Raw genomic sequence first — 18,785 nt, 5'->3', positions numbered from 1 at the left:
TCCCCTCTCCAGGTGGAGAGGGGATTCTGCTACAAATGCATAAGCTGTCTGAATTCCTTCACCTTGCTACGACTCACTGGCACCTGAAAATCCAAATCCTTCAGCCGTAAAATATAGGTGTTGTTAAACCACGGTTCGATCTCGCGGATTTTATTCAGATTCACACAAAACGAACGGTGACAGCGGAAAAAATGCGACGCGGGCAGCTTGCTGCAAAATTCAGTGATATTCATCGGCATCACGAAAGACTCGCGGCGAGTATAAACAAACGTCATTTTTTCGTGCGCTTCGGCGTAATAAATATCATCCATGGGGGTGACGATAATCCGCTCATCTTTTATAAGATTCAGCGTATCGTTTTCACGTGTAATAACAGGGCTTGTGCTCACCGCGGAGTGGTTTTGCTGCTGCCAGGCCATTTCAAGTTTTTGCAGCATACTCACAATGCGCGATTCCTGATAAGGCTTGAGAATGTAGTCAAACGCTTCCAGTTCGAATGCTTCGACGGCATGCTCTTTCCAGGCAGTGACAAAAACAATAAACGGCTTATGAGCAAACTGATTGATATTCTGCGCCAGCAGTACGCCATCCAGTGACGGAATGTTGATATCCAGGAAAATAGCGTCAACTTTGTTGTGCTGTAAAAACTTCAGCACATCCAGTCCGTCTTCAAACGTACCCACAATCTCCATCTGGCTGTGCTCTTTTATCAGCCAGCTCAGCTCTTGTTGGGCGAGGATCTCATCTTCGACAATGATGACTTTCATGCATCCATCCTCATTCAGGGCCACAATAATGTTTGCGTATGCACGGGCAAGCGCTCATTAGGCACATAAAAAGCGATTTCTGTCCCGGGTTCCAGACGACGAATATGCAGCCCTTCGCCGTAAAGTAATTTCACGCGGTGATGAACATTCAACAGGCCAATTTTATTGCCGGGCATTTCGTTAGATTCCACGCGCGCAATCACGTTGGGATCAATGCCGTTTCCGGTATCTCGTACCGCCACGCGCACGCGATTGCCACATTCCGCCACGCTAATCGTTACCACGCCTTTGCCTTTGCATGGCTGAATACCGTGGACGATCGCGTTCTCAACCAGCGGCTGAATCAACAGGCTGGGGATGACGCAGTGCACCTCTTCGTCGATATCGTAGATGACCGTCAGCTTATCGCCAAAACGTGCCTGTTCGATCGCGATGTAGTCTTTGATCTGATACAGCTCTTTTTTGATGTCGATTTGCTCGTCGTCATTAAGCTCAATGTTGTAGCGTAAATAGCGCGAAAGATTATAAATCAGCTGACGGGCGGTATCTGGATTCATTCGAATAGAAGAGGAAATCGCATTCAGCGCGTTAAACAGGAAATGGGGATTAATTTTACTTTGCAGGGCGCGCAGCTCTGCCTTATTTGCCATTTCACGTAGCTGCTCGGCGCGAGAAACTTCCAGCTGTGTAGAGATAATTTGCGACAGGCCAATCGCCATCTCCTGCAGTGAAGAGGTGATTTGATGCGCATGGCAGTAGTAAATCTTAAGCGTGCCGGTAACTATCCCTTTTTCCCACAGCGGGATTACCAGCATGGAGTGGATCTCCGGCGTGCGATGCGCTTCATCATTGTTTTTAATAATGATTTTTCCGTAGTTAATGGCCTGGCGAGTCGTGGGGCTGACGGCATCGTCGTTATCGCGATAGTTATGTTCACCCACACCTACGTAGGCGAGCACATGATCAATATTGGTGATCGCCACCGCATCAGCGTGAATATCTCGTCGGATGATATCGCAGACCTGACGCAAGGATTCTGCGTTGACATGCCGAAAAAGCGGCAGCGTTTTATTGGCGATATCCAGCGCAAGTTTTGCCTGGCGCGCTGCGCTGGCCTCTTTTTCGCCTTCGACGCTCTGCACCAGTAAAACGATAAATCCAATACATACGCTGCCCAGAATCATCGGAATACCGATTTTCGAGACAATATCCAACCCAAGCTCGGTAGACGGGGCCCAGGCCACCACCAGGATCATGGTCAGCGTTTCGCAAACCATACCGGCCACGATACCGGCTTTCCAGTGCTGTTTTTTGGGAAACTTACGGTTGATCCAGCCGGATAATACACCCGCGATTATGCTGGTGATAAAGCACGGGATAGCCGTCACGCCACCGATATCGATTAAATAGCGGTGCGTTCCCGCAATAATGCCGGTAATGATCCCCACCCATGGACCAAATAAAATCCCCCCGGACATCACGGCAATAATGCGTACATTGACCAGCGATCCCTCTACCGGTACGCCGGACCAGGTACTGAAGAGCGCAAACATCGAGAAGATTGCGGTGACGGCCAGCAGCTCTTTTGGCGAGTGTGCTGATTTATGCAAAAGCTCGCGAAAAAGCCGGATGCGGATCAGGAAAAACAGACAAATCAGCATTAATGCTGCGCGATCAAATACCGCCAGCAGCATAGTGAATATTTCGTGCACGAGACAACCTGGGAAAACGGGAAAAATCTATGATAGAAAACCTGGCGCCGAATGACCAGACATCACTGTTTTTAGCAAATGAGGAAAAACCTTAATTTACAAAGGGGATTGTTGGATTCTGATTGACGGGATTGATGATGACGGTGAATGAGCGGATTGTTGTAAGTTCATTGATATCATGATGTTAATAAAATGGCATCTCTGATCTCTTTTTGCATAAACACTTCCTGTTTTCCGTAAATTGTTGTTCCCATTTTACCTCTTTTTTTATTTTTTCATTCTCCTCTCGACAGCGGGTTTTCAATCAGGCTATTTTCTAAGCACGCCACAAACGTGGCAGCGTCGCTCGGACGGTCCGGGCGCAAACGTGACTCTGAGGAATCTATGGCTGAATTCAGTCCTGAACGCCGTTTTACGCGTATCGATCGTCTCCCCCCTTATGTTTTTAACATCACTGCTGAACTGAAAATGGCTGCGCGTCGGCGCGGCGAAGACATTATCGATTTCAGCATGGGTAATCCTGATGGCCCTACGCCGCCGCATATCGTCGAAAAACTGTGTACCGTTGCTCAACGCCCGGATACTCACGGATACTCGACGTCGCGTGGCATTCCGAGACTGCGACGTGCCATTTCTCGCTGGTATCAGGATCGCTATCAGATTGATATCGATCCTGAAAGCGAAGCTATCGTTACGATCGGATCGAAAGAAGGACTCGCACACCTGATGCTGGCGACGCTGGATCATGGTGATACCGTACTGGTGCCAAATCCGAGCTATCCGATCCATATTTATGGTGCGGTGATAGCTGGCGCGCAAGTTCGTTCCGTGCCGTTGGTAGAAGGCGTGGACTTCTTCAACGAGCTGGAACGCGCGATTCGAGAAAGTTATCCGAAGCCGAAAATGATGATTTTGGGCTTTCCGTCGAATCCGACGGCGCAGTGCGTTGAGCTGGAGTTTTTTGAAAAAGTGGTAGCGCTGGCGAAGCGTTATGACGTGCTGGTGGTCCATGATTTGGCGTACGCCGATATCGTGTATGACGGCTGGAAAGCACCTTCAATTATGCAAGTACCCGGCGCGCGCGATGTGGCGGTTGAATTCTTTACGCTGTCGAAAAGCTACAACATGGCTGGGTGGCGTATCGGATTTATGGTCGGCAATAAAACGCTGGTCAATGCGCTGGCGCGAATCAAAAGCTATCACGACTACGGCACTTTTACACCGCTACAGGTGGCCGCGATTGCCGCGCTGGAAGGCGATCAGCAATGTGTGCTAGACATCGCCGCGCAGTACAAACGACGCCGCGATGTGCTGGTGAAAGGGCTGCATGAAGCGGGCTGGATGGTCGACATGCCGAAAGCCTCAATGTACGTCTGGGCAAAAATTCCTGAGCACTATGCGGCCATGGGGTCACTGGAGTTTGCTAAAAAGCTGCTTCAGGACGCAAAAGTCTGCGTTTCCCCAGGCATCGGCTTTGGTGATTATGGCGATACGCATGTGCGTTTTGCGCTCATTGAAAATAGCGATCGCATACGCCAGGCGGTAAGAGGGATTAAAGGCATGTTCCGAGCCGATGGTCTTTTGCCGTCGGACAAAAAGAATTTAGCAGAATCTGAATAGCCGTCGCACGCATAAAAAAAGAGGCGCCAATGGCGCCTCTTTTTTTTAACGGTTGTTCTTCGCTCAGATCATCAGGGCAAAGGTTCCGGCCCAGACAAATACAATCACCGAAATGCCCATAAAGAAATATTTCACGTTTGTCGCTCCGCGCATCTTTTGATACGCCTAAAAAAACAAAGTCCAACTGAGTATAGAGAGTTGAAATCGGATGCTATCGGAAATAAGAATTATCCCGCTATGCCATCGACTCCAGCTCAGAATTCTGTGCCTTCCCGTTGCCAGACGGCGCTAATGTACGCCTAAAAAACAGGAGTGACAAGAGGCATTTTTTTAAATACTTTCCGTCACTTACGAGTGTCGTGGAATGGCGACAGATTAATTTCATCGTGCAATAAATAGACGTTGAGCGACGATGAAAATTAACAATTGAGACTGTGATGGCAGGTGATTGAAAAGGTTAGTTTCTCAACGAAACTAACCTTCAAAGATGTTACGTATAAAGAGAGGATTCACCAACAGGACGTGTTTTGAAGCGGCGATGGACCCACAAATATTGTTCAGGGGCACGCATGATTTCTTTCTCGATCACTTTGTTGATGTAAGCGGCGGCTGCCGTCTCGTCCTGGGGATAATTTTTCAACTCAGGTGAGATAAAGAGACGGTAACCTGAGTTATCCGCTTTTCTGATCATAGTGACAGTCAGCATCGGTGCGCCAGAAAGACGTGAGATCACAAACGTACCGTTCGTTGTGGCAACATTCTCAACGGCAAAAAACGGGGCAAAGCTGCTTCCTTTGCGGCCATAATCCTGGTCGGGAGCGAACCAGACGGCTTCGCCTTTTTTGAGAGCACTCACTAAGCCACGCAAATTGTTACGGCTGATCATGGCTTTGTTAGACCGAAGACGACCGCGCGTCTGCACCCATTCCATCAGTAAGTTGTTGTGCGGACGATAGGTCGCCATCATAGGTTGGCACAGCCCCATCACCCGACCACCCAGCTCCAGCGACATAAAATGAACGCCAATCACCATTACGCCACGGTTTTGCGCCTGCACTTCTTTCAGATTCTCCAGTCCCTCAACATCGAACCATTTACGCACGCGCTCGTCGGGCCAGAACCAGGCGATACCTGTTTCCAGCAGCGCCATCCCAATGGCTTTGAAGTTTTCTTTAATCATTTTTTCACGTTGAGCGGACGTGTCGTTTGGGAAACAGAGCTCAAGGTTTCTGCGCGCAATGGATTCACGTCGTTTCAGGAAGTGGCGGGATGCACTGCCTAACCGCGAGCCCAGAACACGAATAGCGGGATAAGGTAATTGAACCAGTAGCCAAAGGAGGCCAAGACCAAACCACGTTACCCAGTAACGCGGATGAAGAAATGCACGCTGGAATTTGCATTGAGACAAAATAGTGAACCTATATAAAACCTGAGAAGGTAGCGCAAACGTCGCGTTACAACCTGCTTGCGTAGACCGCATTTCAGGATAGTAGTTTCAGCGCTTACCGATATTTACGGAGTCAATAACCACTGCCAATGTAAGGTAGGCTGCGTAATGTAGCATCGTTGGACACCGTGTTCCACGACTACTTTATCTGAAAAAGCAAGCGCAGGATGGTGAGGATTATAGGCTTTAAAGTACAACGCGAGCGTCAGTATTTCGACTTATATTGCATAAGTACGACCGCCAATATTGATTCTTAAATATCCGGATAATGAAACCATAATCATCTTATTCGAGTGCCACAGGATGTTAAATAACCTGATACAGTCATGAAATAACGTCGTTAAAGAGTCATCTGGCTTTATTATCGACCCGTGTTAGACGAAAGGGCTTTTGGCGTCATCTGTGAAAGTCATTTTACAGAGTGATATTTTGACAGCAAAACGATGAACGTCTGTTTTGTGGTGATAATTCGTCGCCACGTTCAGATAGCCTGCTGTTTAATGTTTTATGAAGAGTGCTGTAAAGCCTGCTGATTAACATGATTCAACAGGCTTCACGAAATCAGCGTGCAGCCGATTTTACTTGATGAAAGCGGGGTAGATCTAAAATATCGTAGGTGTAAGTGTCTTTCAAATAACAACGGTCGGGCGTATCGCTATTCGCGTACAGTAAAAAATACTGTTGGGTATCCTCAAAAATGACAAGGTCATCGCCATTCCTGAAGTGAGTCACCACGTAAGGCGTGTTATTTTTTGTGCGGGCATGGTTAACACCTGAGGCAATTTGAAAGCGATCGGCCCATTTCATGGTGCTGAGCTGATATTTAAAGTGAGAGATGGTCACACTGCTCCGTAAAGAACAGGAGAGCCGAATAGCGGTGGCGGCAAACGACGGTGAGCTTATGAGGGTGATGAGGCTGAGTAAGAGTAAAATTTTCAAGGTGTCTCCGTTGAGGATGATATTGCGAGGAACAGTACTGGAATTGCCGTCAGCATGATTGAATCAGCGGCGTTGTTGACGAGGTACACGCGAGGTGGTGGTCTATTGATGCCCAGCAGAGATAACATTGTATAGATAACTCAAAGAGATACAAGTTTGGTGCGCAGTTTACTGTCCATAAAACTTGCACGGACCTGCATTTCCGGGAGGGATGTACCTTCTCGAATGCATCTGTCACGTAAAGATGAATTGATATCGGGAATGATTATGTATTCTTGACGGTAAATGTAGTCATTGAGGCTCAATGTTTATTTCCCGGATTTTCGCTTAATTGTCTTTATTTATCGTTTTGAGATTGTCTTGTCTTTTATTTTATCAGGCTCGCGTCACTATCCAGTTTTTTGCATACAAGCGGCGCACAGAAAAAGTCTGAATTGCGTATGAAACGTGTTTTGATGGGCAATTATAGCAACGGAATAGAGCCGCGGCCCATTTCGGAGCGCGCAAAGATCAATGTGAATAAAATAACGCTGCCAGTCTACTGGCTGAAATCTCGTCAGCCATACATTACAGAGTTCATGGTTGAAGGGCGGGTGTTACACCGGCCTGATTTTTACAGATTTGGCTTGCTGCATTTCTGTCTCCGCTACCGGCAACATAAAAGCCAGCACAGGGGATGAATTGCGTCAGCAGCCTCGTTACCCTAAACAGTAATTTCATAAACGCAGCGGCAGCTTACCAGGCCGATAACAAGAATGACCGGATGCCGTTGTCTCAGGCACAGGTTCAAAGACATTTAGGTTTTTACTCAAGTGGCAGAGGATAATTTTTTGAACACGGAGTAAATAACGTTCAACAGGGGTTGGACTCGTTGAGATTGCTAAGTCGAGAAAAGAGGAGTAACGGCTGATTTCAGGCTAAGTAGGATTTGGTAGATATAACGAAAAGTCTCAATGGTGTCCCCTGCAGGAATCGAACCTGCAACTAGCCCTTAGGAGGGGCTCGTTATATCCATTTAACTAAGGGGACGAAGCGGCACGAGTATAGCGTTATTTACGCTATGCGTTAAGCTCAATGCCGCTTGACTGCTCAAAGAGTCGCCATTTAATCCGTTTTTTTTGGACTTTCGTCATTGTTTTGCCGAGCTTTTTCTTTTTCCTTTAACTCCGCCTTACGTTTATTCGACATGTCATTGCGAATTTGAGCATGGCTTAAGAGGGCGAAAATGAAGGTCCCGCCGCAGATATTTCCTGCCAAAGTCGGCAGCGCGAAGGGCCAGAAAAAGTCTGTCCAGTGCTGCGTCCCATTGAATACCAGGTACAACACTTCAACCGTTCCCACCACAATATGCGTCGTATCGGCCAGTGCAATAAGCCATGTCATCAGGATAATAACGACAATTTTTGCGGATCCCGCAGACGGGAACATCCAGACCATGGTGGCAATAATCCAACCGGAGATAATGGCGTTGGAGAACATCTCAAGAGGCGTGTTCTTCATGACGTCCGTACCAATTTTGACGAACGCGTCGCGAGTCGGCTCATCAAAAATAGGCATATACTCGAAGGCCCATGCCGCCACTCCTGTGCCAATAAGATTCCCCAGTAACACAACGCCCCACAGGCGCATTAAAAGGCCAAAATTTCCCCACGTCGGACTTTGCATCACCGGCAGAACCGCGGTCACTGTATTTTCAGTAAACAGCTGTTGGCGCGCCATTATGACGATGACAAATCCAAAGGTATAACCCAGGCTCTCAATCAAGAAACCACCGGGAACACCTTCTAGCTGTACGTGGAAAATACCTTTCGCCAGCAGCGATGCGCCCATCGACAATCCCGCTGCAATCGCAGACCACAGCAGGGCCATGGCATCACGTTCAAGCTCTTTCTCGCCGTCCTGGCGAATATGCTCGTGAATAGCCATGGCTCGTGAGGGAAGGCGATCTTCATCGATTTCTATTTTTTTACCACGCTGCTTTTCTTCGCTTTCAACTTCAAGTTCATCCGAATGTTTATCAATTTTTTCTTCTTTTAGATCGTCCATAGAAAATGTCTCGCTTCGTTATCATCACTATAATCGTAGCGTTTTTTCGGATGTTGCCCGTCGGGATGCTCTTATTTTTTGGTAATGGCAACAAACGCGATACATCACGTTGTGTCACACGCTAAAATCGCCATCAAATGAAATGGCAAAGTCAGGCTATGCTGTGATCAGGGCGTGAGCGATCATCACCCGGCATTGTGTGCGTGGACATCCAGAAACGTGCTGTTACAATCACTTGCATGTTTATAGAGGAGCGTCATGCGCTCCGTTACGGATGGCAATCTACGATAGCCATACTTAACAGGGAGAAATAAATGAAACTTCGGCTGTCGGCGCTTGCGCTGGGCACAAGCCTGCTTGTGGGCTGCGCCAGCTCAGGCGAGCAAACGGGGCGCTCCGATCCTTTAGAAGGATTCAACCGCTCCATGTATAGCTTCAACTACAACGTGCTGGACCCGTATCTGGTTCGTCCGGTGGCTGTGGCATGGCGCGACTATGTTCCGCAACCTGCGCGCAATGGGCTGAGCAATTTCACCAGTAACCTGGAAGAGCCCGCGGTGATGGTGAACTTCTTCCTGCAAGGCGATCCGTATCAGGGGATGGTGCATTTTACTCGCTTCTTCCTGAACACCCTGTTGGGTATGGGCGGCTTTATCGATGTGGCTGGGATGTCTAACCAGAAACTGCAACGTGAACAGCCGCACCGCTTTGGTAGTACGCTCGGAAGTTATGGCGTCGGCTATGGCCCGTATATGCATTTGCCGTTCTATGGTAGCTTTACCGTTCGTGATGACGGTGGCGATATGGTTGATACGCTTTATCCGGTTCTGTCATGGCTGACGTGGCCGCTATCGATTGGGAAATGGACGGTCGAAGGAATTGAAACGCGCGCGCAATTGCTGGATTCTGACGGCCTGCTGCGCCAGTCTTCCGATCCTTATATCATGGTGCGTGAAGCTTACTTCCAGAATCATGATTTCATTGCCAGCGGTGGCAAGCTGAAGCCGGAAGATAACCCGAATGCGAAAGCTATCGAAAACGAACTGTCCGAGATTGATGCGGAATAAATAAAAAAAGGTGAGCAAATGCTCACCTTTTTTAATGATTGCGGAATTAGAACGCGTAGTTGAAGTTAGTACCGAACAGCCACGCTTTACCTGCAGATTTGAATTCGTACGCAGACACACCTTCACCCTCGGTGAAGCTGACGTTCTGACCATGCATGTAGGATGCACCCACATCAACAGAAGCATCGTCGTTGAAGGCATATGTCATACCTGCGCTCAGCCAGAAACGGTCCTGATCCGGAATTGAGATAGAACGTTTGTCGGCCGGCACTGGGCTGTCATCGAATGCGATACCCGTACGGAAGGTCCAGTTCTTATCGTAGTAGTAGGTTGTACCCAGCGCGATACGATAAGCATCTTTGAAGTTTTCGTCTTTCTGGAACAGCGTCTGGCCGTTGTCGCCCGTCGCTTTCAGTTCCTGGAACTGGCTCCAGCTGGTATAAGTCAGGCTATAGTGAACGGCCCACTGTGGCGCGACGCGGTTATAACCGGACACTTCCCACATTTCAGGCAGGTTCAGAGTCAACGCACCGTTCTGTGTTCTTCCGCCGGTACCGGTTGGCAGGGAAGTCATCCCCATGCTGGCGAAAATACTGTTAAGCGCCGGGTTAATGGAGCTCTTATAGTCGCCTTCGAAGTCGATTTTAACTTCTGAACGGTAAGTCAGACCCCAGCGGTTGTTTTTATCCAGCTCATACAGAATGCCGGCATTCCAGCCAAAGCCCCACTCATCACCCTTCAGGTATGCAATTTGGTCGCTCGGTGAGCTAATACCATCCCTGTATGGAGGAGGGAGTTGGGAAGCCAGTAATGGACCCAGATCGCCCGCGTAGCGTTCGATTTTCGCTTTGGCATAAACGGCATCAAAGCCAAGGCCGAAGCTCCAGTTACTGTTCAGACGATATGCACCGCTCAGGTTCAGGTTCATCGTCGTCAGATCGGTTTTGCCGCCGTAAATACCTGCGCCATAGCTGTCATTGAATTCGGTTGCCAGACCATAGTTTGACGTGACCGATGCACCCCAGCCAAACTGATCGTTAATGGGCATCACGAAGTGCATGTTAGGCACCCAGGCTACCGGAGCAATATTGTCCTGATTCGCGCTTTGCCCTGTCAGGCTGGATTTTCCGGTGACGTTTACATCAGGATCGATATAAACCGCACCGATAGAGAAGGTTGGGCGATCAAACATCGTGATCAGCGCCGGGTTACGGCTCACGTTGCCTGCATCATCGGCAATTGCGCCTTCCCCAGAATAGGCACGGCCAAGGCCAGAGGAAGAAAATTCGTTGAGCTGGAAGCCCGCTGACCAGGCGGACGTTGATACGATTGCCACTGCGACTGCCAGCGCAGTCTTTTTGAACAGGGTTTTCTGGCTCATGACCATAACCTCATTGAGTTTTTTTTATTCAATAATTGTTACACGTAGTAACAGGAGCGCGGAGTGTAGGGTCTGTGGTAACACTTAGAAATCAGACCAGTGGCGAGAGTATAGGTCTGACCAGATGGAATGTTGCAAGTTTGTTTATTAAGTTTTTCAAAGATGTTTATCGAAACGGGATCTGCGTGGCAAAAATGCGACCCGTCGCACTCATTGAAAAGGGTGATTTTTGCGTTAGATCATTTTTTAGTGTGATATCGCTCACTTATCGCCTTTTGCGCCATTAACGACTGGAGAGACCACCGGCTCGGGCGTAAAATATCGACAACGTATTTATCTCGCGCCGTGCGCGAATCCAGAGGAACTTGAGCTATGAGTAAATGCAGTGCTGATGAAACCCCGGTTTGCTGCTGTATGGATGTCGGTACCATCATGGACAATACGGATTGCACCGCGTCTTACAGCCGCGTGTTTAGTAAACGTGCGGACGCCGAAGAAACGCTGAGTGCATTGACTAAGCGCGCTCGCGACGTGGAGTCCGATCCTTGCGAAATCAAATCTACGCTCACCGAAGTTGAAGGTGGTGTGAAACTGGATATCGATTTCATTTTTGCTTGCGAAGCAGAAACATTGATTTTCCAGCTCGGCTTACGTTAATCCCGTCTTTTACGCCTCTGTTCTTCAGGGGCGTTTTCTTTTTCTTCTCTGTGTTTTAGCTCGCATTTTTTCGTTTCCCTGATTGGCTGAATGTAAAAAAATGGTTAAGACTGTTATCAGGTCAGACCACTTTATGCGTTTTGTCATTAACAGGGGAGTGTTATGAGTCAGGCATTACCGCTTATCACCCGCCAGGGCGATCGCATCGCCATTGTCAGCGGATTGCGTACGCCATTTGCACGCCAGGCGACGGCATTTCATGGAATACCGGCTGTCGATTTGGGCAAAATGGTGGTGGGGGAGATGCTGGCTCGCAGCGAAATATCCCCTGACGTCATTGAGCAACTGGTTTTTGGCCAGGTTGTTCAGATGCCTGAAGCACCGAATATCGCTCGTGAAATTGTGCTGGGCACCGGTATGAATGTGCATACCGACGCGTATAGCGTCAGCCGCGCGTGTGCGACCAGCTTTCAGGCGGTGGCAAACGTCGCTGAAAGTCTAATGACGGGAACCATTCGCGCCGGTATTGCGGGTGGCGCCGACTCTTCTTCCGTTTTGCCTATTGGCGTCAGCAAGAAACTGGCGCGTGTGCTGGTGGACGTCAATAAAGCGCGCACAATGGGGCAACGCCTTAAGCTTTTCTCTCAACTGCGTTTACGCGATCTCGCACCTGTTCCTCCTGCCGTCGCGGAATATTCGACGGGCCTGCGCATGGGCGACACCGCCGAGCAAATGGCGAAAACGTACGGTATCACGCGCGAACAGCAAGATGCTTTGGCGCATCGTTCACATCAGCGCGCTGCGCAGGCCTGGTCAGAAGGCAAGCTCAGGGACGAAGTGATGACGGCGTATATCCCGCCATTTCGCGAACCGCTCACCGAAGATAATAATATTCGCGGCACCTCAACGCTGGCGGATTATGCAAAATTACGTCCGGCATTCGATCGTAAACATGGCACCGTTACGGCGGCAAACAGCACCCCGCTGACCGACGGCGCGGCGGCGGTTATCCTGATGACCGAATCACGGGCGAAAGAGTTGGGTCTGGTTCCACTTGGGTATCTGCGCAGCTATGCGTTTACCGCCATCGACGTGTGGCAGGATATGCTGTTGGGGCCAGCATGGTCGACACCGCTGGCACTGGAGCGTGCCGGATTAGCGCTATCGGATTTAACACTCATCGATATGCACGAAGCCTTTGCCGCGCAAACTCTGGCGAATCTGCAATTGCTGGGCAGCGAACGTTTTGCTCGCGATGTTCTTGGCCGACCGCACGCCACGGGCGAGGTAGATGAGAGCAAATTTAACGTTCTTGGCGGCTCGATTGCCTATGGGCACCCCTTTGCGGCCACCGGTGCTCGAATGATTACGCAAACCCTGCACGAGCTTCGCCGTCGCGGCGGAGGATTTGGTCTGGTCACCGCGTGTGCGGCGGGTGGTTTGGGCGCAGCGATGGTTCTGGAGGCTGAATAATGGAAACGACTTCCGCATTTACACTTAACGTGCGTCTGGACAACATCGCGGTTGTCACTATCGATGTCCCGGGCGAGAAAATGAATACCCTGAAAGCCGAATTTGGCGTTCAGGTACGCAGCATTTTGAAGCAGGTCCGCGACAACAAAAATATCCGTGGGCTGATCTTCATTTCCGCCAAATCTGACAACTTTATCGCGGGTGCGGATATCAACATGATTGCCCGCGCTAACAGTGCGCAAGAGGCTGAGGAGCTTGCCCGGCAAGGGCAGCAAATCATGGCGGAGATCCATAGTTTACCAATCCCGACGATCGCCGCGATCCATGGCGCCTGCCTCGGCGGTGGGCTGGAATTAGCGCTGGCGTGCCATAGCCGCATTTGTACGGATGATGCAAAAACCGTTCTTGGCCTGCCGGAAGTGCAGCTTGGTTTGTTGCCAGGCTCTGGCGGAACGCAACGATTACCACGGCTGGTGGGTGTCAGCACTGCGCTGGAAATGATTCTCACTGGTAAACAGCTCCGTCCACGGCAGGCCTTAAAAGTCGGCCTGGTCGACGAAGTGGTTCCTAATTCTATTCTTCTAAAAGCGGCCGTTGAGCTGGCGCAAAAGGAACGGCAGGCAAGCCGTCATTTGCCCGTGCGGGAGCGCATCCTGGCGGGGCCGCTTGGCCGCGCGCTGCTGTTTAATGCGGTTGGCAAGAAAACCGAACAAAAAACCAAAGGCAACTACCCGGCGACGAAACGTATTTTAGCCGTTATCGAAACGGGGCTATCACAGGGAAGCAGCAGCGGTTACGCCGCAGAAGCCAAAGCCTTTGGCGAATTAGCAATGACGCCTCAATCGCAGGCCCTGCGAAGCATCTTTTTTGCCAGCACGGATGTCAAAAAAGATCCCGGCAGCGAGGCTGCTCCTGGTCCGCTAAATGCCATTGGCGTTTTGGGCGGCGGATTAATGGGCGGAGGCATCTCTTTTGTGACCGCCAGTAAAGGCAAATTGCCCGTTCGTATCAAAGACATTAATGCGAAAGGCATCAACCATGCGCTGCAATATAGCTGGCAGCTGCTTGATCAAAAGGTAAAACGCCGCCATATCAAAGCCAGCGAGCGAGACCGAGAACTGGCGCTGATTTCAGGCACCACAGACTTTAGCGGTTTCAAACACCGTGACGTGGTCATTGAGGCCGTGTTTGAAGATCTGAAACTAAAGCAACAGATGGTGGCGGACGTTGAGCAGCACTGTGCGCCACATACGATTTTTGCATCCAATACGTCATCTTTGCCAATAGGCGATATCGCGGCAAATGCGGCGCGACCAGAACAGGTGATTGGTTTGCATTTCTTCAGTCCGGTAGAAAAAATGCCGCTGGTTGAAGTGATCCCTCACGCGTCGACCAGCCCACAAACCGTAGCAACGGTCGTTAAGCTCGCTAAGCGGCAAGGGAAAACGCCGATAGTCGTGGCAGATAAAGCGGGATTTTACGTCAATCGTATTCTTGCCCCGTATATCAATGAAGCCATGCGGCTGCTGACCGAAGGCGAAAAAGTCGAAAATGTTGATGACGCGTTGGTAAAGTTTGGGTTCCCGGTTGGGCCAATCCAACTTTTGGATGAGGTCGGAATTGATACAGGCACTAAAATTATACCTGTGCTTGAAGCAGCTTATGGCGAGCGCTTTAGTCCCCCTGCGAATGTTGTTTCAGCGATTTTGAATGACGATCGCAAAGGCAGAAAAAATGGTCGGGGTTTCTATCTTTACGCAGCAAAAGGGCGTAAAAGCAAGAAACAGGTTGACCCCTCGGTTTATGGGCTTATCAATGCCAGTGGCCAGGGCAAGCTTACCGCGCAACAGTGCGCTGAACGCTGCGTCATGATGATGCTTAACGAAGCGGCGCGTTGCTTTGATGAAAATGTGATTAAAAACGCGCGCGACGGTGACATTGGCGCCGTATTTGGCATTGGTTTTCCGCCGTTTCTGGGCGGCCCGTTCCGCTATATGGATAGTCTGGGTGCGGGTGAAGTTGTGGCGACATTGCAGCGTCTGGCATCACTTTATGGCTCTCGATTTACACCCTGCGAGGCATTAAAACAGATGGCAGAAAATAAGCTGCGTTTTTGGCCAGCACAGGAAACTGACCCAATAAATTAGGGTCAAAATAGAGTAGATCCTGGGGTGAATGGGATAGCCATTGTCTAATTTGTAAACAGATATTGACTATACTTACGCCATTAAGGTAAAAAACAGCGTTTCATTCATCGAATGGATCAGGCACAATGCCCGGCCATCGGGTTTTCTGCCTTTTTGCTGTATTCGCGGGTAGTCAACGCCGGTGATCCTGGTCAACAAAAGCGGTGCAATATGCAAGTTTTTATCATGCGTCACGGCGACGCGGCACTCGATGCCGCCAGTGACTCTGTTCGTCCTTTGACAACCTGCGGCTGTGACGAATCTCGTCTAATGGCCACCTGGCTCAAGGGTCAAAAAGTGGACATTGCTCGTGTTCTGGTGAGCCCATTCTTGCGTGCTGAACAGACGCTAGACGTGGTAGGCGAATGTATGAACCTACCTAAAAACGTGGACGTGCTTCCTGAACTCACACCTTGCGGCGATATCGGTCTGGTGAGCGGTTATCTTCAGACATTGAGTCATGAGGGCGTCGCGTCTGTGCTGGTCATTTCCCACCTGCCACTGGTCGGCTATTTAGTTGCTGAACTGTGCCCTGGCGAAACGCCTCCGATGTTTACCACCTCGGCCATTGCTAACGTCACGCTCGACGAAAGCGGCAAAGGGGTATTCAACTGGCAAATGAGTCCGTGCAATTTGAAGATGGCAAAAGCTATCTGACGTGACGTGCGATCTGGCGGGTAAATAGTATTACCCGCCACTCTGTCAGGGCAGCTCAGGGGGCTGCCACTCTTCAATTTCAATCAACACCAGCAATGCGGCATCTCCGCCGTACTCTTTCGGTGCCTGATGAAAAGCCATCACGTGTGGATGCTGAGCCAGCCACAGTGGCGTTTGTTGTTTGAGAATATGTTTGCCGTGCCCGTGCATAACACAGGTGCAAAAGACATGTTCGCGACGGCACGCCGCAATCAATGCCCCGAGCTCCTGTTTCGCCTGCATCTGCGTCAGGCCATGCAGATCAAGAAACAGCTCTGGCGAATAATCCCCACGACGTAATTTTTTCAGCTCAAAATGGCTGACGTCTTCGCGCACATATTTTACCGGGCCCTGTGTGTTGAGCAGCGGCTGGAATTCATCTGAAAAATAGTGGCTGTTATCGGCTTGTTCCTGAAGCAGCCGTTTAACCGGCACTTCGGTAATTTTTTTACGGATCGGACGATGAACAATGGTGTCCTGGGCGATTTGACGCGTCCCGCTCATAAGCTGGCGAAACAGCGACTGATCCTCCTCGCTAAGCGATGTTTTCTTTTTCATTCTTGGGTCTCATCTCTTATTTCCCTTAGTTTACCTGAGGGAGGCGCAAGCAAAACGCATTTTTTCACCTGTCTCGCGTCGCGACAATGCTGATTTATCGCCGTCTTCATGGCAAACTAGCCGCCGAAAATTATGCAAGCATGCCCTGGAGAGAATAATGGATAAAATTTTTGTCGATGAAGCAGTAAACGAACTGCATACCATTCAGGACATGTTGCGCTGGTCCGTTAGCCGCTTCAGCGCGGCTAATATCTGGTACGGTCACGGCACGGATAACCCGTGGGATGAAGCTGTGCAGCTCGTACTGCCGTCGCTTTATCTGCCGTTGGATATCCCCGAAGACATGCGCACTGCGCGCCTGACCTCCAGCGAAAAACACCGTATCGTTGAGCGCGTGATCCGTCGCGTGAACGAACGCATTCCGGTCGCGTATCTGACCAACAAAGCCTGGTTCTGCGGCCACGAATTTTATGTCGATGAACGCGTGCTGGTGCCGCGCTCACCGATTGGCGAGCTGATCAACAATCATTTTGCGGGTCTGATGGACCATCAACCGGAACATATTCTGGATATGTGTACCGGTAGCGGATGTATTGCGATCGCGTGCGCCTACGCTTATCCGGAAGCAGAAGTTGATGCGGTGGACATCTCGACTGACGCGCTGGCCGTCACTGAACACAACATCGAAGAGCACGGTTTGATTCATCATGTGACGCCGATCCGCTCCGATCTGTTCCGCGATTTGCCGACGCTGCAATACGATCTGATCGTGACCAATCCGCCGTATGTGGATGCGGAAGATATGTCCGATCTGCCGAATGAATATCGCCACGAACCCGAACTCGGCCTGGCATCCGGTACAGACGGTCTGAAGCTGACGCGCCGCATTCTGGCTTGCGCGCCGGATTATCTGACCGATGACGGTATTCTGATTTGTGAAGTCGGTAACAGCATGGTACATCTGATGGAGCAGTACCCGGAGGTGCCTTTCACCTGGCTCGAGTTCGACAACGGTGGCGAAGGCGTCTTCATGCTGACCAAAGCGCAGCTTATCGCCGCGCGTGAATACTTCAGCATCTATAAAGATTAATCTTGCGGGCTTCGGCCCGTTTCACCTGCTCAAACAGAGAACAACGATAACGGAGCCGTGATGGCAGGAAACAGTATTGGACAATTATTCCGCGTGACCACGTTTGGTGAGTCGCACGGTCTGGCGCTCGGGTGCATCGTTGACGGCGTTCCGCCGGGCATCGAACTGACCGAAGCCGATTTACAACACGACCTTGACCGTCGCCGTCCGGGCACCTCGCGTTACACCACGCAGCGTCGCGAGCCAGACCAGGTCAAAATCCTCTCCGGCGTCTTCGAAGGGCGCACTACGGGCACCAGTATCGGCCTGCTGATTGAAAATACCGACCAGCGTTCTCAGGATTACGGCGCGATTAAAGATGTTTTCCGCCCAGGTCACGCTGATTACACCTACGAGCAAAAATTCGGTTTCCGTGATTATCGCGGCGGCGGTCGTTCGTCTGCGCGCGAAACCGCGATGCGCGTTGCCGCAGGTGCGATTGCGAAAAAATATCTGGCGCAGAAGTTTGGCATTGTGATCCGCGGTTGTCTGACTCAAATGGGCGATATTCCGCTGGCCATCAAAGACTGGGATCTGGTTGAACAGAACCCGTTCTTCTGTGCCGATGCGGACAAAATCGATGCGCTGGACGAACTGATGCGCGCCCTGAAAAAAGAGGGCGACTCCATTGGCGCAAAAGTCACCGTTGTCGCTGATGGCGTGCCGCCAGGCTTAGGCGAACCGGTGTTTGACCGTCTGGATGCTGATATCGCGCACGCGATGATGAGCATTAACGCCGTGAAAGGTGTGGAGATTGGCGACGGTTTTGAGGTCGTTGCGCTACGCGGCAGCCAGAATCGCGACGAAATCACCGCGCAAGGTTTCCAGAGCAATCATGCGGGCGGTATTTTGGGCGGTATCAGCAGCGGCCAACAGATTGTGGCCAATATCGCACTGAAGCCGACTTCCAGCATCACGGTGCCTGGTCACACGATTAATCGCGCGGGTGAAGAAGTTGAAATGATCACCAAAGGCCGTCACGATCCTTGCGTGGGTATCCGCGCGGTGCCGATTGCTGAAGCTATGCTGGCGATCGTGCTGATGGATCATTTCCTGCGCCAGCGCGCGCAGAACGCGGATGTGATTCCCCCTCTTCCACGCTGGTAA

Annotated in this window: 16 protein-coding genes and 1 tRNA gene; 8 read left to right on the top strand and 9 right to left on the bottom strand. The window is 50.5% G+C overall.

What is annotated here, in order from left to right; genetic code table 11:
* Positions 1-29: 29 nt before the first annotated feature.
* The gene (locus tag I6L74_RS02090) at positions 30-767 is read right to left on the bottom strand and encodes a LytR/AlgR family response regulator transcription factor (RefSeq protein ID WP_059179368.1); all 738 of its coding nucleotides are present in this window, start codon (positions 765-767) and stop codon (positions 30-32) included.
* Between the two features lie 14 nt (positions 768-781).
* On the bottom strand, positions 782-2,479 hold the full coding sequence (locus I6L74_RS02085; RefSeq protein WP_059179367.1) for a sensor histidine kinase: 1,698 nt from the start codon (positions 2,477-2,479) through the stop codon (positions 782-784).
* Positions 2,480-2,863: 384 nt separating this feature from the next.
* Here I6L74_RS02085 and alaC point away from each other — a divergent pair, with 384 nt between their 5' ends.
* The gene (alaC, locus tag I6L74_RS02080; protein WP_059179366.1) at positions 2,864-4,099 is read left to right on the top strand and encodes an alanine transaminase; all 1,236 of its coding nucleotides are present in this window, start codon (positions 2,864-2,866) and stop codon (positions 4,097-4,099) included.
* Positions 4,100-4,162: 63 nt separating this feature from the next.
* On the opposite strand, the gene ypdK is transcribed toward alaC, so the two are convergent.
* The 5 genes from ypdK to I6L74_RS02050 form a co-directional block, all read right to left on the bottom strand.
* Positions 4,163-4,234 (bottom strand): membrane protein YpdK, encoded by a 72-nt coding sequence (gene ypdK, locus I6L74_RS02075; protein WP_106379800.1) that lies wholly within the window; start codon positions 4,232-4,234, stop codon positions 4,163-4,165.
* Between the two features lie 355 nt (positions 4,235-4,589).
* Complete coding sequence (gene lpxP / locus I6L74_RS02070) at positions 4,590-5,510, bottom strand: kdo(2)-lipid IV(A) palmitoleoyltransferase (RefSeq protein ID WP_096759589.1); 921 nt, start codon at positions 5,508-5,510, stop codon at positions 4,590-4,592.
* Positions 5,511-6,107: 597 nt separating this feature from the next.
* Positions 6,108-6,485, bottom strand: coding sequence for a hypothetical protein (locus I6L74_RS02065; RefSeq protein ID WP_234592825.1), 378 nt, complete (start codon positions 6,483-6,485; stop codon positions 6,108-6,110).
* 954 nt (positions 6,486-7,439) lie between these two features.
* Positions 7,440-7,514 (bottom strand) — tRNA-Arg (locus I6L74_RS02055).
* Between the two features lie 75 nt (positions 7,515-7,589).
* Positions 7,590-8,531: a formate/nitrite transporter family protein gene (locus I6L74_RS02050; protein WP_059179364.1), complete on the bottom strand. Its 942-nt coding sequence runs from the start codon at positions 8,529-8,531 to the stop codon at positions 7,590-7,592.
* Between the two features lie 314 nt (positions 8,532-8,845).
* On the opposite strand from I6L74_RS02050, the gene mlaA reads away from it, so the two are divergent.
* A complete protein-coding gene (gene mlaA, locus I6L74_RS02045) occupies positions 8,846-9,598 on the top strand; it encodes a phospholipid-binding lipoprotein MlaA (RefSeq protein WP_059179363.1) in 753 nt (250 codons plus the stop codon).
* Between the two features lie 46 nt (positions 9,599-9,644).
* Here mlaA and fadL read toward each other — a convergent pair whose 3' ends face one another.
* Positions 9,645-10,979, bottom strand: coding sequence for a long-chain fatty acid transporter FadL (gene fadL / locus I6L74_RS02040; RefSeq protein ID WP_059179362.1), 1,335 nt, complete (start codon positions 10,977-10,979; stop codon positions 9,645-9,647).
* Positions 10,980-11,351: 372 nt separating this feature from the next.
* Between fadL and I6L74_RS02035 the strand changes: the two genes are divergently transcribed.
* The 4 genes from I6L74_RS02035 (at position 11,352) to sixA (ending at position 15,952) form a co-directional block, all read left to right on the top strand.
* On the top strand, positions 11,352-11,636 hold the full coding sequence (locus I6L74_RS02035) for a YfcZ/YiiS family protein (protein WP_015959881.1): 285 nt from the start codon (positions 11,352-11,354) through the stop codon (positions 11,634-11,636).
* Between the two features lie 162 nt (positions 11,637-11,798).
* Positions 11,799-13,109, top strand: coding sequence for an acetyl-CoA C-acyltransferase FadI (gene fadI, locus I6L74_RS02030; RefSeq protein WP_059179361.1), 1,311 nt, complete (start codon positions 11,799-11,801; stop codon positions 13,107-13,109).
* Positions 13,109-15,256, top strand: coding sequence for a fatty acid oxidation complex subunit alpha FadJ (fadJ, locus tag I6L74_RS02025; RefSeq protein WP_059179360.1), 2,148 nt, complete (start codon positions 13,109-13,111; stop codon positions 15,254-15,256). Before fadI ends, fadJ begins: the two co-directional genes overlap by 1 nt.
* 210 nt (positions 15,257-15,466) lie before the next feature.
* The gene (sixA, locus tag I6L74_RS02020; RefSeq protein WP_059179501.1) at positions 15,467-15,952 is read left to right on the top strand and encodes a phosphohistidine phosphatase SixA; all 486 of its coding nucleotides are present in this window, start codon (positions 15,467-15,469) and stop codon (positions 15,950-15,952) included.
* A gap of 45 nt (positions 15,953-15,997) precedes the next feature.
* Here sixA and smrB read toward each other — a convergent pair whose 3' ends face one another.
* Positions 15,998-16,549, bottom strand: coding sequence for an endonuclease SmrB (gene smrB / locus I6L74_RS02015; protein WP_059179359.1), 552 nt, complete (start codon positions 16,547-16,549; stop codon positions 15,998-16,000).
* Between the two features lie 157 nt (positions 16,550-16,706).
* Here smrB and prmB point away from each other — a divergent pair, with 157 nt between their 5' ends.
* Together prmB and aroC are read left to right on the top strand one after the other, a co-directional pair.
* Positions 16,707-17,639, top strand: coding sequence for a 50S ribosomal protein L3 N(5)-glutamine methyltransferase (gene prmB, locus I6L74_RS02010; RefSeq protein ID WP_059179358.1), 933 nt, complete (start codon positions 16,707-16,709; stop codon positions 17,637-17,639).
* Between the two features lie 60 nt (positions 17,640-17,699).
* On the top strand, positions 17,700-18,785 hold the full coding sequence (aroC, locus tag I6L74_RS02005; protein WP_059179357.1) for a chorismate synthase: 1,086 nt from the start codon (positions 17,700-17,702) through the stop codon (positions 18,783-18,785).

The sequence above is a fragment of the Lelliottia amnigena genome, assembly GCF_019047465.1.
Lineage (GTDB): Bacteria > Pseudomonadota > Gammaproteobacteria > Enterobacterales > Enterobacteriaceae > Enterobacter > Enterobacter amnigenus.
The sequence above is the reverse complement of the archived record's forward strand: the minus strand, read 5'-3'. Positions and strand labels throughout refer to the sequence as shown.

What these genes read in the sequence shown, in the direction of transcription:
- I6L74_RS02090 (WP_059179368.1), bottom strand. Translation starts at nt 767, where the DNA reads ATGAAAGTCATCATTGTCGAAGATGAGATCCTCGCCCAACAAGAGCTG.
- alaC (WP_059179366.1), top strand. Translation starts at nt 2,864, where the DNA reads ATGGCTGAATTCAGTCCTGAACGCCGTTTTACGCGTATCGATCGTCTC.
- I6L74_RS02050 (WP_059179364.1), bottom strand. Translation starts at nt 8,531, where the DNA reads ATGGACGATCTAAAAGAAGAAAAAATTGATAAACATTCGGATGAACTT.
- mlaA (WP_059179363.1), top strand. Translation starts at nt 8,846, where the DNA reads ATGAAACTTCGGCTGTCGGCGCTTGCGCTGGGCACAAGCCTGCTTGTG.
- fadL (WP_059179362.1), bottom strand. Translation starts at nt 10,979, where the DNA reads ATGAGCCAGAAAACCCTGTTCAAAAAGACTGCGCTGGCAGTCGCAGTG.
- I6L74_RS02035 (WP_015959881.1), top strand. Translation starts at nt 11,352, where the DNA reads ATGAGTAAATGCAGTGCTGATGAAACCCCGGTTTGCTGCTGTATGGAT.
- fadI (WP_059179361.1), top strand. Translation starts at nt 11,799, where the DNA reads ATGAGTCAGGCATTACCGCTTATCACCCGCCAGGGCGATCGCATCGCC.
- fadJ (WP_059179360.1), top strand. Translation starts at nt 13,109, where the DNA reads ATGGAAACGACTTCCGCATTTACACTTAACGTGCGTCTGGACAACATC.
- sixA (WP_059179501.1), top strand. Translation starts at nt 15,467, where the DNA reads ATGCAAGTTTTTATCATGCGTCACGGCGACGCGGCACTCGATGCCGCC.
- smrB (WP_059179359.1), bottom strand. Translation starts at nt 16,549, where the DNA reads ATGAAAAAGAAAACATCGCTTAGCGAGGAGGATCAGTCGCTGTTTCGC.
- prmB (WP_059179358.1), top strand. Translation starts at nt 16,707, where the DNA reads ATGGATAAAATTTTTGTCGATGAAGCAGTAAACGAACTGCATACCATT.
- aroC (WP_059179357.1), top strand. Translation starts at nt 17,700, where the DNA reads ATGGCAGGAAACAGTATTGGACAATTATTCCGCGTGACCACGTTTGGT.